General features: G+C 60.9%; 15 protein-coding genes, 2 tRNA genes and 1 pseudogene. 7 read left to right on the top strand and 11 right to left on the bottom strand.

What is annotated here, in order from left to right; translation table 11 throughout:
• Window positions 1-41 precede the first annotated feature (41 nt).
• On the top strand, window positions 42-428 hold the full coding sequence (locus DVK07_RS13915; protein WP_321166980.1) for a type IV pilin: 387 nt from the start codon (window positions 42-44) through the stop codon (window positions 426-428).
• Between the two features lie 86 nt (window positions 429-514).
• Window positions 515-706, top strand: a complete 192-nt coding sequence (locus tag DVK07_RS13910) for a hypothetical protein (protein WP_233565428.1) — start codon at window positions 515-517, stop codon at window positions 704-706.
• Window positions 707-721: 15 nt separating this feature from the next.
• Here the strand turns inward: DVK07_RS13910 and DVK07_RS22235 are convergent, their stop codons facing one another.
• Window positions 722-1,252 (bottom strand): hypothetical protein, encoded by a 531-nt coding sequence (locus DVK07_RS22235; RefSeq protein ID WP_147441163.1) that lies wholly within the window; start codon window positions 1,250-1,252, stop codon window positions 722-724.
• 71 nt (window positions 1,253-1,323) lie between these two features.
• Window positions 1,324-2,733 carry an ATP-binding protein gene (locus DVK07_RS13905; RefSeq protein ID WP_147441162.1) on the bottom strand — a complete coding sequence of 470 codons (1,410 nt, stop codon included), beginning with the start codon at window positions 2,731-2,733 and terminating at the stop codon, window positions 1,324-1,326.
• 608 nt (window positions 2,734-3,341) lie between these two features.
• Between DVK07_RS13905 and DVK07_RS22230 the strand changes: the two genes are divergently transcribed.
• Window positions 3,342-3,968 carry a hypothetical protein gene (locus DVK07_RS22230; RefSeq protein ID WP_147441161.1) on the top strand — a complete coding sequence of 209 codons (627 nt, stop codon included), beginning with the start codon at window positions 3,342-3,344 and terminating at the stop codon, window positions 3,966-3,968.
• 61 nt (window positions 3,969-4,029) lie between these two features.
• On the opposite strand, the pseudogene DVK07_RS13890 reads toward DVK07_RS22230, so the two are convergent.
• The 9 genes and pseudogenes from DVK07_RS13890 to DVK07_RS13850 form a co-directional block, all read right to left on the bottom strand.
• Window positions 4,030-4,329 (bottom strand): annotated as a pseudogene (locus tag DVK07_RS13890) (restriction endonuclease); the annotation flags it as partial.
• Between the two features lie 29 nt (window positions 4,330-4,358).
• Complete coding sequence (locus DVK07_RS13885) at window positions 4,359-4,694, bottom strand: DUF5615 family PIN-like protein (protein ID WP_121597611.1); 336 nt, start codon at window positions 4,692-4,694, stop codon at window positions 4,359-4,361.
• A 4-nt stretch (window positions 4,695-4,698) separates the two neighbouring features.
• Window positions 4,699-4,995 carry a DUF433 domain-containing protein gene (locus DVK07_RS13880; RefSeq protein WP_121597610.1) on the bottom strand — a complete coding sequence of 99 codons (297 nt, stop codon included), beginning with the start codon at window positions 4,993-4,995 and terminating at the stop codon, window positions 4,699-4,701.
• A 458-nt stretch (window positions 4,996-5,453) separates the two neighbouring features.
• A tRNA-Pro gene (locus DVK07_RS13875) sits at window positions 5,454-5,524 on the bottom strand.
• 46 nt (window positions 5,525-5,570) lie between these two features.
• A complete protein-coding gene (locus DVK07_RS13870; RefSeq protein WP_121597609.1) occupies window positions 5,571-6,779 on the bottom strand; it encodes a succinylglutamate desuccinylase/aspartoacylase family protein in 1,209 nt (402 codons plus the stop codon).
• A 23-nt stretch (window positions 6,780-6,802) separates the two neighbouring features.
• On the bottom strand, window positions 6,803-7,861 hold the full coding sequence (locus tag DVK07_RS13865) for an RNA-guided pseudouridylation complex pseudouridine synthase subunit Cbf5 (RefSeq protein ID WP_121597608.1): 1,059 nt from the start codon (window positions 7,859-7,861) through the stop codon (window positions 6,803-6,805).
• Window positions 7,862-7,882: 21 nt separating this feature from the next.
• Window positions 7,883-8,461, bottom strand: coding sequence for a (d)CMP kinase (gene cmk / locus DVK07_RS13860; protein ID WP_121597607.1), 579 nt, complete (start codon window positions 8,459-8,461; stop codon window positions 7,883-7,885).
• 83 nt (window positions 8,462-8,544) lie between these two features.
• Window positions 8,545-8,943 (bottom strand): hypothetical protein, encoded by a 399-nt coding sequence (locus DVK07_RS13855; protein ID WP_121597606.1) that lies wholly within the window; start codon window positions 8,941-8,943, stop codon window positions 8,545-8,547.
• Window positions 8,933-9,973, bottom strand: coding sequence for a zinc-binding dehydrogenase (locus tag DVK07_RS13850; protein WP_121597605.1), 1,041 nt, complete (start codon window positions 9,971-9,973; stop codon window positions 8,933-8,935). The genes DVK07_RS13855 and DVK07_RS13850 overlap by 11 nt, the downstream gene beginning before the upstream one ends.
• A gap of 679 nt (window positions 9,974-10,652) precedes the next feature.
• On the opposite strand from DVK07_RS13850, the gene DVK07_RS13845 reads away from it, so the two are divergent.
• The 4 genes from DVK07_RS13845 to DVK07_RS13830 all read left to right on the top strand — a co-directional run bounded on the left by DVK07_RS13845 (window position 10,653) and on the right by DVK07_RS13830 (window position 12,239).
• Window positions 10,653-10,738, top strand: a tRNA-Ser gene (locus DVK07_RS13845).
• Between the two features lie 56 nt (window positions 10,739-10,794).
• The gene (locus DVK07_RS13840) at window positions 10,795-11,316 is read left to right on the top strand and encodes a 30S ribosomal protein S13 (RefSeq protein WP_121597604.1); all 522 of its coding nucleotides are present in this window, start codon (window positions 10,795-10,797) and stop codon (window positions 11,314-11,316) included.
• Complete coding sequence (locus tag DVK07_RS13835) at window positions 11,313-11,840, top strand: 30S ribosomal protein S4 (protein ID WP_121562527.1); 528 nt, start codon at window positions 11,313-11,315, stop codon at window positions 11,838-11,840. Before DVK07_RS13840 ends, DVK07_RS13835 begins: the two co-directional genes overlap by 4 nt.
• A gap of 6 nt (window positions 11,841-11,846) precedes the next feature.
• Window positions 11,847-12,239, top strand: a complete 393-nt coding sequence (locus DVK07_RS13830) for a 30S ribosomal protein S11 (RefSeq protein ID WP_004595254.1) — start codon at window positions 11,847-11,849, stop codon at window positions 12,237-12,239.

Raw genomic sequence — 12,239 nt, 5'->3', positions numbered from 1 at the left:
CCCATCGCGGCGTTCGATCTCGCTCCACAAACGACAAGTCGATCCACGCGATACGTTCGCTGAGGCGCTCGGTTTCGGCCATAGACACTCTGAAGTCGAGCGCCTCATCCTCTAACTTAACGCGACGCCTCGGGCTGGGCGATCAGTTAGGGGACACCGCACCGCAGGCGACTTTCACGATCGACGACAACAGCACGGACACGATCAACATCACCAAAACAGGCGGACAGTCGATTGATGGAGATGATCTCGCGCTTTCCGTTGATGGTGAGCGGGTCAATGAGTCCATTGGGGGTGGCCCTTGGCAGACCGGTGAACGAAGGCAAATATCCAGTGATTCCGAGTTTGCCGGCGGCGAGGCTGTCGTTCGAATAATTCACGACCCGAGCGGAAACGCGATCTTCGAGCGGACGTGGGACTTCAGCTAATCGCGTAGCCCGGTTATCACCGCTGTCGGATTTCCATTTCTGTTGGACACCAGAATCTAAGAGCGCCGGCGTTGAACCGTTCGATCGTGTTGGTTGACATCGAACTGGTTGAGTGCGAGGACTGCGATCTCGGGTTCGGTCGCGTGGAGACCTACTGGTCGATCGCGACGTGGGGCCGGCTGTACCTGAGCGAGGAAGTCGATCCCGGACTCGACGTTCCTGAGCCCGGTCCGCGGCCGCCTCATGCGACGCGGCCCGGTGAGTGGGCGGGGTTCTGAACAAATATCAGCTGCTCAGTCACTAAAAGCTCTTTTTACCGGCGCTGTAATTTGATTCCGTTCAAGTATATCCGATATTTTATCTTCAATTATATCCTGATCGGATTCATCTTCGCCTATGTCTGCCGCATCTTCTAAATCCTCGCAAAAAGCTAACAGATTGAAATTCCCAATGTCTCTGCGATCGATCTGAACATTAACGACATACGATTCCATGTAGTGCGTTTTGACTATCTCTCTCCCACAGGAAATGTCAAAACTCTTTCCGGGAGAATGTGGTTGTAATTTATTTTCAAACTGTGTAAGACGAGAAGCGACATCTTTCCCATCAAGGTCAATTAGAACATAAAAATCAAGATCCATCCTCAACAGGTCGGGTATTTTTGAGCCAAGAAATCTGACTAAATTTTCGTCTCCATTTTCCGACTTAATCAAAACTTCATGATCATCTCGAGGATCTTTGAACTCACGGATTTTCTTTGATTCTTTGTACATCATTGAGCCCGCATCCCCGTTAGAAATATCCAATCGATCGGTATCTAACATTGGATAGTGCTCCTTAATGAATAAGGATAGGAATGTAGTGTCATTCGAACCTTCAGACAGAAATAGTCTCTTCATAGTCCCCTCAGATCAAGTTGAAGCTCCTCTAGATGATGCTGTGCCTGCTCATAATCATAAATTTGCTCGATAGGCTCACCGAGTTGTAAAAGTTTAAACTCTTTTTCTAAGTAGGTTTTTTCTTCTTCCCGTATATTATCTGAGAAAAAAGACCTTATAAAGTCAATGTTGTGTGTTGTCGCAAATATTTGTATTCCTTCGGACATTGCGATCTCAACCAACCTGTAAACCAGTTTGCTAACGTAACCTGGGTGCATATGTGTTCCAGCCTCTTCTAATAGCAGAACATCACCACTACGGGTTGGGTCAGATAGTTCCCAGAGTAGCCTTGTGATTGCTTGAAAGCCACTTCCCATAAATTCATATGGGACCGGATATTTCTCACCATCCTCTTTGAACACCAACTGATCTGTGGAAAATGATATTATGTTTTCTGAGATAGAATTCTCATTGAGATAATCTTTAATGTCACTAAATCTCACTGCCGAGTTTCCGGTATCCTGACTTATATTGCTTTGCGAAAGTGGAACCAATTCCGAGAGAAGTTGTACACCGTCAACTTGCGGGGGCTTACCATCTACAAACTTTCCACTTCCAAAACGCCGGATCAATTTGTCGTTTAGTGCTCGATCAATTTCCTCCGGGTTCTCAATAAGATCTGTCCGTACCTCAGAGTTTATTTTGCTAATAATCTTATTTTTTGCTCTGTTAACAATCTGTGATTGAATCTCTTTATAATAATCTCCCAAGTAAATAAATGGAAACTCCTCGCCGTTGACAGAGAGTACTATGGCATTGCCATCAATTCTAGGTATGAGGTCTTGTTCAGGGAGGTTGGTCACAGCATCTTGAAGAGCTTCGATCATTATATCCGAGATCTGCTCGCCCTCATTTTCTAAGATTTGCTGCTGCTGAAATCTATCAATATAATGGTGCGACTGAGGGCTATTGGAGATGATTGAAAGAACACTACTGATAAAGAAGTCGATTAATTCCTGTTCGTTCGGTTCTCGTAAGCCCAGCTCTCTTGTATAGGTGTTTGGCGCGACTCCATCGGCGCCGTCAAACTCAGCTAAGGAGGCTTGAGGGTCTGTCCTGTACTCACAACTAATTGAACATGTAGAATTTTTCGCATTGATTAGACTATCAATATGGCTTCCAAAATTTTGGAGATTCTGCGGATTAAACAGTAGGTCAATAGATTCCATCAAGGAAGTCTTCCCAGCGTTATTCTTTCCAGTAATTAGCGTGAAGTCACCAGCTTCCAATTCTAATTCGTCAATACCTTTGAACCCAGAAACGCGGATTTGGCTTATTTGGGTCATGAAAGAGATACTCAGTTGTTGATGGTGGTCGCTGCTATCATCTAATAGTTGGGGGTTCCCTTGGCAGGCTGTTTCTTTCACTTTTCGACGGGCTCGTCAAAGATAGTAATCTCGTCGTCAGTCAGCCCGTACAACTCATACTCGTCGATCAGCTTGTCCGTCTGCTCGATCTTCGCGTCGAGCTCCTCGGCGCGCTCCTTCCTCCCCGGATCGAATAGATGTCTCTCGCTTTGTAGCGGCCGGAGGTGTGAGGGCAGCGGTCTTCAGCGCGATGCTGATGTACGCGATGAGCGCTACGGCAACCGGAAGCGCCACGCCGGTAGTTGCAAAGACGGTGCCAAGAAGCCCGGAAGTGATGATTTCCTTGCTCATTTGTCGGAGTAAATTGACGACGGTACTCTCCAAGCCGCCTTCAGGCCCTCAGTAGGATTCGAACCTACAGATCCAGGGTTCCCGCCGATTATCTCCGACGCACCGTGCTTGGGCTGAAATGTCCTTTGGTAGTAATAAATGTACTTGCTACACTGAAAGAAACAGAGTTCGGATATACTACTGATGGAGCGTATCAAATATCTAAAGATTGATATGTAATTCTCCTACATTTGAGCCAAGCATTGGAGAAATTTCCTCTGGAAGAGATAGTAGAATAGGGTTCCGAAAATGAAGAAAGGTGGTAAGAACTGATACATATGGACCAATCCGATTTCGACAAACCACAGAACGACCCACGTGCTCAGCGTGTGATACGTTCAATCGAGCGATTCGCGACCGAGTTTGACCGACGTGTCCCGAGAGAACACGCCCATGAGGTTCTCTACGAGTCCACCCAACTCGAAGGAGAAGTGATCCAGCAGGGGCCGGAACGATTCATCGAGGAGCATCTCATTCGTGACGTTGCTGAGGCTCTTGGCTATCAATATCGGCCACAGCCGAAGGGGTACACAGGACTCGGAGACGACACTCCCGACTTTACGATTACCAACGTCGACGTGACAGTAATCGGTGAACTCAAAGCTCCAAATAAGATTGAGAAGGCACAATCTGAGTCCATCAGTTACCTTGATCGGGCTGAAGACCGCCCTCTTGTCGGGATCGCCTCTGATGGGTGGACGTGGATCAAATATACCGCACAAAAAGATGAACAGCCAACGTTCAGCGACCACTGTTCTCTTCGGAAGGTTATCCGAGATATTGCTCGCGAGCAGGCTGTAGACAGGTCGCCACGTCGTGACCGTTCGGAGTTACGGGAGCGTTGCTACGACTTCGTGAGTGCGTTTAGTGCTGAAGAGATTGGTACATCAATCGAATCTGAATAGGCTATTAACATCGGCTCCGAAACCACCAAACCAGCTGCTCCCCGGCAAGTTCTTTCGGATCCTATTCTTCCACCGCCTCCTCAACGATCTCGATTTCTTCGTCGGTCAGCCCGTACAACTCGTACACGATCTTGTCGATCAGCGCGTCCGTCTGCTCGATCTTCGCGTCAAGCTCGTCGGCGTGCTCCTTCGTCTCCAAGTAGTTCTCTAAGTCGTCGGCCACGTCGTCGACGTCGGGCACCTCGATCGCTTTCAGCCGGTCGACCAGTGAGTTCGTCTTCGTCGCCGTCTCGCGGAAGTTCGCGAAGCCGCCCGCCTCGTCGACGGCGACCGGCACGAAGTGCTCGATCAGGTCCGTCTCGACCTACTCGTGCGTTCCGATCACGACGTTCAGCCCCACTCGTTGAGGTTCACGATCGGAGGGAGGTCGGTCGGCTCCGGCACCAACTCGGTCACCGCCGCGACGCGGTCGGCGATCGCGTAGGTGTCCATCGTATCGTCGGCGTAGTAGAGCACCGGCACGTCCCCTCGCGTCTCCGCGTCGAAAAAATCGGTGTCGTGCGTGAGGACGACGTAGCCCCCCTGGCGAGCGAAGGCCGCGATCGATTCGTCGTCGACGCCTTCGGAAAGCGCCTCGTGGACGTGATCCGCGGCGATGCCCTTTCCCCGGAGCGTCTCCGCGACCCGCGGACTCGTGTTTTCGTCGACGAGGACCCGATACTCCATCCAGTTACGCGCTCTCGTCGTCTTTCAGCTCCGAGAACGACACCGCTCCGGCCTCCCGCGCCGCGGCCTCGCGTTCCGCCCGCTGGCGCTCGACCGCCGCCATCTCGTCGGGGTGACTGTGGTAGTACTGGAGCGCACCGTACACGTCAGCCACGTCGAGGTCGAGCTGGTCGGCCACCTCCTCGGCCGACTTGCCGGCCCCCTCGACGAGCCCCTGAATCCGCCGGACGGTCACGCGCCGTCCCTCGATGTGCGGCTCGTCGTGAACTTCGGTCACGATCCGAACCGACGACTGTGCCATACCCGCGCGTATCAACCGAGAAAACATAAAACGTCGCTCTAGCGGCCATCGCTGGCTTCAGCAAATACTATTGGTCGCGTTAAGTTAGTACCACCATCGCTTCCGTCATGCGATTTTACAGAAGTATTTTCGAATGATGTAGCCAATCGTGTTCTGTGGATCAACGGGAAAGAGAACTGAGAAGGCAGATCCGGTTCTTCGCGGAGTTACTACCTATTTTGAGTTTATAACTCAGCTTTTTCGAACTTGACGAATACTCTCGCCGTCTTGCGTTTCTTCGTAACTTAACGCGACCATACTATTCGGACTACGTTCGAAATATCATTATAACAGTACCGGCACTGCGCGGTTTCGTCGGAATCGCCGATTTGGCGGTCAATAGCTCACCCCCCGAATGCGTTTTTCGGACGTTAGAAGGCGTCAAGACTCTCGATAATGAGAGTCAACAAGAATTTGTATGGGACCGCTGAGAGTCGAACTCAGGTCATACGGACCCCATCCGCATAGGATACCACTACCCCACGGTCCCTGACTACACGCTGAAAAACGACGGTCCGGTAATTAAGGACTTCGCTTCACTCCTCGTCGGCGTCCCGCGGGACCACGAGGTCGCCGTCGTCCCGCACCGCGAGGCTGCCGATCGGGTCGCCCTCGTAGACGGCGAGACCCTCGCACCGACCGAGGACGTACCCGTCGCTGTCGGCGCGGACCGTCGCGCGCTCCGCGCCCGCGGCGTCGACCACGTCGGCGAGCACGTCGCCCTCGGCGAACGCGTCGCCGGCCGCGACGCGGTGCCGGACGAGGCCGGAGTCGTCGGTCGTCGGTCCGCGGAAGCGCCGCACGGGGAACTCGACGGGAGCGGGATCAACGCCGACGCCGGGCTCGGCTATCGACTCGGGCGCGTCGCCGGCGGCCAACAGCCCGAGTTCGACCGCGACGCCGAAGACGCCCGCGACGCCCGCGTCGAGGAGGGCGTCGTCGACGACGCTGTGCGCGCCCAACTCCGCCGTGAACGCCGGGATTCCGGCCTCGTTGAGCACGGCGCCCGCGGTCGACCGCTGGAGGTTCTCCTCGACGTACTCGGCCGCGGGGTACTCCCGAATCACCGGGAGGCCGAACGCGTCGACCAGCCGGCCGAGCTCCTCGGAGAGCGCGGCCGCCTCCGACTCGCTTCGCCGGTCGCCGTAGAGGACGCGGTCGCGGATGGCGAAGGGCTCGCTGCCGACGCCGGCGGTGTGGCAGTCGATCAGCGCGTCCGCGGCCGCGTTCGTCCCGACCGTCTCGACGGCGAACTCGCTCGAATCGTCCGCTGACTCGTCCGCGTCGGCCGGCATCTCGCCCGTGATCGCGGCGTACAGGCGGGCGTCGATCCGCTCTTGGAGCTTCGGCGGGCGCGCCGACTCCGCGTCGACGTCGGGGAAGTGGCGGTTCGGGTCCTCGTCGGCGTAGTACGTCTCCCGCGCGTTCCGGCGCAGTCCGGCGGGGGAGACGACCGGCACCGCGACGACCGCGCCCGCGAGGTCGGCGAGGCAGTCGTCGAAGGCCGCGACGGCGTCCTGAACGACCGCGACACCCGTCGCCTCGTCGCCGTGGACGCCGCCCGTGAGCCACAGCGTGGGCCCGTCGGCGGCCCCGTTCGCGACGACGACCGGGAGGCGTTCCGAGCCACCCGTCGGGAGCTTCGCGACGGAGAGCCGGCCGCGGTCGAGCGTTCCCGGCGCCGCGCTCGCGCTCCCCAGCGTTATCCGTCCGCCCGCGTCCCCGTCCGCGTCCGACTCGTCCATACCCGAGTTCGGGTAAGGCGGGATTATAAAAGAACGCGCTCTAACTCGACCACCGTCCCGCTATCCGCCTCGGGGTCGCCGACGACACGACCGAGACAGACCGCGACGCCGTCAGGCGTGAAACACGCGACGAGCGGCGATTCGGCGTCTTCGGGGTCGGCGTCGCCGTCGAACGCGTCGTCGTCCCCGGTCGGGACCGCCGCGTCGTCGACGTCGATCACGCCGGGCGCGTACACCGGCGCGCCGGTCGCGACGCTGCGCGCGGCGGACCGCGCGACCGTCACCGCGGGGAGGTGCGTCAGGGCGTCCTCGGCCGGGCGGACCACTTCGCGGAGGAGCGCGTCGTCGCCGTCCTCGGCCGGGCGGACCACTTCGCGGAGGAGCGCGTCGTCGCCGTCCTCGGCCCACGCGAGCGCGTCCACGAGGTCCTGAAGCGTGTGGAGGTTGCGGTCGTCGAACGGGTCGGTGGCGGTCCGGCGGAGGTGGCCCATGTGCGCGCCGACCCCCGTCGCGAGCCCGACGTCGTGACACAGCTTCCGGACGTACGTCCCCGACTCGCAGCGGATCCGGAGGAGCGCCTGCCGGTCGTCGAGCTCCAGCACGTCGAGGTCGTGGATCGTCCGCGTCCGGAGACGACGGCTCACGGCGCTCTTCCGCGGCGGCTTCTGGTAGATCTCGCTCTCGAATTCGGCGACGACCTCCCGGAAGTCGGCCGGAGCCGAACCGTGGAGCTCCAGCACCGCGACGTACTCCTTGGTGCCCTCCAAGAACACCTGCGCCATGCGCGTCGCGTCGCCGGTCAAAGTGGGGAGGCAGCCGGTGACCTTCGGGTCGAGCGTACCCGAGTGGGCGACGCCGCCGGTCGCGGGACCTTCGGGATCGAGCGCCGCGAGCGTCTCGTCTATCGCGTCCCGCACCCACGCAGAGACCTGATGCGAGGAGGGGCCGGCCGGCTTGTCGAGGTTGACGACGCCGAACCGGAGCAGTTCGGGTACCGAACGCTCTACCGGCGGGGCTCTGAGAAGGTTCTCGCCGTCGGCGCGTTCGTCGGCGTCAGCGTCGGCGTCGGAAGCGTCAGTCATGCGGAGCGGTCGGTGGGGGAGTCAGAAGTCGTAGACGACGCCCTCGACGGGCGCTTTCCCCTCGTCGTCGTCGGGGTCGTACGCCTCGACGGTGGCGACGAGGACGTCGAGGAAGCGCTCGGGCCCCCAGCGAGCGGTGTTGTACGCGGCGTCGTAGATCGACAGGTCCTCGATGTCGATGTTGTAGTACTCCTCGTACCGCTTGCCCTCGGAGGCCTCGCGGCGCTCCGTCTCCGTTCGCGCGCGGTCGACGTCCTTCGATTCGCGCTCCGCGATCCGCTCCGCGCGGACCGACAGCGGCGCGTCGAACCAGAAGCGGAAGTCGGCGTGATCGGCGGCGAGCCACCCGGCGAGCCGGGATTCGAGGACGACGTCGTCGCGCTCGACGGCGATCTCGCGGAGCCGGCGGTCGAGGTCGCGGTCGATCTGGGGGTCCTCCTCGGCGAACTCGTTGAACTCGACGGGCGTCATGTCGCGTTCGGCCGCCATCTCGCGGAAGATGTCGCCGCCGGAGACGTGCCCGAGGCCGAGCGCGTCCGCCAGCTGGACGGCGTTGGTGCTCTTCCCGCTGCCGGGCGGGCCGGAGACGGTGATCAACATATCACCACTGCGCGGGTGTCGTTCAAAACGGTTGTCGTTCGCTCGCGTCGAGCGTCTGCTCCTTAGACCGCACCGCCGCCCAGTCAGGGCTCGTCGTCGGCCGTCGCGGCCGTCATCGACCAGACCGCGACGAGGCCGAGGAGGAGCGCGGGGACGAGGGGGAGCGCGAGGTACGTCGCGAAGAAGGGGAGCCCGAACCAGCCCGCGGCGTACGGGTAGACGTAGATGATCCCCGGGATGACGAGGGCGCAGACGAATATCGCCGCCGTCAGCGCCCACCCCTTCCGACCGAAGCCGTCGGCGGCCGGCTCGTCGGCGGCGGCAGGCGGGTCCCGCGAGCCGTCACCGCCGCTGTCGGTCGCGTCGGCGCCGTCGTCGGTGCCGGGGACGTGGACGTAGCCGCCGTCGGTGGTGCCGTCGGCGGTCGCGTCCGCGTCGCGGGCGGACGCATCGTCGGCGGCCGCGTCGGTCTCAGAGCTCACTGTCGGGTTTAACCACCACTTTGCCAAAGCCCTCACGGTTTTCTATCATCTCGTGTGCGCGCGCGGCCTCGCTCATCGGGAGGACCTCGCGGACGCGCGGTTCGAAGGTACCGTCCCAGACGAGTTCGAGGACGTCGTCGACCTCGCCCGGCGTCGCCATCGTCGAGCCGATGACCGAGAGCTGGTTCCAGAAGATGCGGTTGAGCCCGGCGCCCGGGTTCGGCCCCGTGGTCGCGCCGCAGGTGACGAGCCGGCCGCCCTTCGCCATCGACTTCAGCGAGTTCGGGTAGGTGGCCTCGCCGACGTGGTCGACGACGACGTCGACGCCGCGCTTGCCGGTGAGCGCGCCGATCTCCTCGGCGAAGTCGTTCGCCTCGTAGTCGATGACGTGGTCGGCGCCGCACTCTTCGGCGTGCGAGAGCTTCTCCTCGGTGGAGGCGGTCGCGAACACCTCACAGCCCGCGTGGTCGGCGATCTGGACCGCGGCGTGGCCGACGCCGCCGGAGGCGCCGAGGACGAGCACCTTCTCGCCCGCCTCGATGTCGGCGCGCGTCTGGAGCATGCGCCACGCGGTCTGGAAGACGAGCGACGCGGAGCCGGCGACCTCCCAGTCGACATGGTCCGGGACCGGGACGAGGTTCTCGGCGGGGACCGCGGCCTTCTCGGCGTGGACGCCGCGGACGTGTTCGCCGATGATGTGGAAGGAGACGCACAGCGACTCCTCGCCGTTGCGACAGAACTCGCAGTTGCCACAGGAGACGCCCGCGCTCACGGCGACGTGATCGCCCGGCTCGAACCGCGTCACGCCCTCGCCGACGGCCTCGACGACGCCCGCCGCGTCGCTGCCCGGGATGTGCGGCATCTCCAGGTCGATGCCGGGCATCCCGCGTCGCGTCCAGATGTCGAGGTGGTTGAGCGCGCCGGCCTTGACGTCGACGAGCACCTCGCCGCGGTCGGGCTCGGGGTCGGGGAACTTGCCGTACTCGATCACGTCGCGGTCGCCGTGGTCGGCGAACTGAACGGCTTGCATACGCGGACCCTCCCGCGGGACCCACTAAACAGTACGCCTCACGGAAACAGTTCGCCTCGCGGAAACGGACGGCGCGCCTCGACGGCAGCGATTATTTATAAGTGACAGTGCGGTGGCGCGTGCCGACGAGCGGCCGACAGGCCGCGAGTCGCACGCGCGAGGGACGCCGCGAACGCCCGAAGGGCGTGAGCGGCGAGGCTGGGGAGGCGTGAGGTGCGGGGCTGTGCGGGGCGGGGCGGGACTCAAAGGGGCAGTCGCGAGGCCGCAGGAGGCGACGTAAGCACTGGAAGGAGCGAACGGAGTGAGCGACTGAAGCGCGCAGCGAGCGTACTGCGGCCTCGCGACTGGGGCTTTGGAGGTTTCTACAACTAATCTGCGGTTTATTATTTATAAACAATGGTTGGAACCTTGGAGAACGTCCATTCATGTGATATCTGAAATATATACTCTATTAGAATTCTCAGGCGGTCAGTATAGTCGAGGTACTAAGCGTTCAATGTAGTCGAGAGTTCGAATCTAGAACTGATGTTGAAAAATACTCCCGACGCGACGACCGTGCGAGACCTCCACAGCGACCCGGCCGTTTCGTGATGTTTAAGTACCGAAAGCGGGAGCATACGAACGCACGAACTGCAGGGGCGTCGGGCCCCGAGTCCGAGAGGGCGATGATACAACGCGGGTTGCGGTAGCCAAGCCTGGCCCAAGGCGCAGGGTTGCTAACTCTGTGGCGTCACTGCCTCCGGGGTTCGAATCCCCGCCGCAACGCTCGAACGGACGAGTACCGCCGGATTCGCGCCGGTAGGGCTCACCACAACCAACACATGAGCACGGAAGAATCACAGGACGACTCGCCGGAGGAGGAGGAAGACCTCCAGTACTTCGTTCGGATCGGGGGCGCGGACCTCGACGGGACGAAGACGGTCGAGCGAAGCCTGTCCGAACTCGACGGCATCGGCACGCGCACGGCGCGGCTGGTCGCCGAGAAGGCCGACGTGGACAGAAACGCCACGTTCGGGCTCCTCGACGAGGATGACATCGACGCGGTGGTCGACATCGCCGAGAACCTCGAAGACCACGTCCCGTCGTGGATGACGAACCGACAGAACGACTTCTTCAGCGGGGAGACGACGCACCTCGTCGGCACGGACGTCGACGAGAAGCGCCGTCACGACATCAACCGCATGAAGATCATCGAATCGTACAAGGGCGTGCGCCACAAGCGCGGGCAGAAGGTCCGCGGCCAGCGCACCAAGTCCACGGGTCGCTCGGAGGGGACCATCGGGGTCAACGTCGAGGAGATCCGCGAGGAGATGGCGGACGAAGAAGGCGGTGACGAGGAATGAGCACCGGAAAGAACACCAAGGGCTACGAGACGCCGAACCACCCGTACCAGGGCGAGCGCATCGCCGAGGAGTCCGACCTCCTCTCGCGGTACGGCCTGAAGAACAAAGAGGAGTTCTGGCGCGCCCAGTCCGAGCTGCGTAACATGCGTCGGGAGGCCCGACGCCTGCTCGGCGAGGCGCAGGGCGACGTCGAGGCCGCTCAGGACGCCGGCGCGGAGTTCGTTACCCGACTCCGCCGCATCGGCATCCTCGGCGACAACGACGACATCTCGACGGTCCTGTCGCTCGACGTGACCGACCTGCTGGAGCGTCGCCTCCAGACGGTCGTCTACCGACAGGGCTTCGCCTCCTCGACCCAGCAGGCCCGCCAGTTCATCGTCCACGGCCACATCACCGTCAACGGCGCCCGCGTCACGCGCCCGTCGGTGAAGGTGGACGTCGACGACGAGGGCGCCATCGCCTTCGACGAGACGAGCCCGCTCGCGGACGATCTCCACCCCGAGCGCGCGGAGTCACAGGAGTAACCATCCATGAGTGAATCCGAAGACGGAGGAAAGTGGGGCATCGCCCACGTGTACGCGTCGTTCAACAACACGCTCATCACGGTCACCGACGAGACGGGCGCCGAGACGATCGCCAAGTCGTCCGGCGGCACCGTGGTGAAGCAGAACCGCGACGAGGCGTCGCCGTACGCCGCCATGCAGATGGCGGAGGTCGTCGCCGAGCGCGTCAAGGACGCCGGCTTAGAGGGCGTGCACGTTCGCGTGCGCGGCCCCGGCGGCAACCTCAACAAGTCCACCGGTCCCGGTGCGCAGGCGACGATCCGCGCGCTCTCGCGTGCGGGCGTCGAGATCGGGCGCATCGAGGACGTCACGCCGATCCCGCACGACGGGACGAAGGCGCCGAAGAACAAGCGAGTCTGA

This window comes from Halorubrum sp. Atlit-26R (assembly GCF_003666015.1).
Classification (GTDB): Archaea; Halobacteriota; Halobacteria; order Halobacteriales; family Haloferacaceae; genus Halorubrum.
Note: the sequence above shows the minus strand (reverse complement) of the source record. Positions and strands in the feature narration are given on the sequence as shown.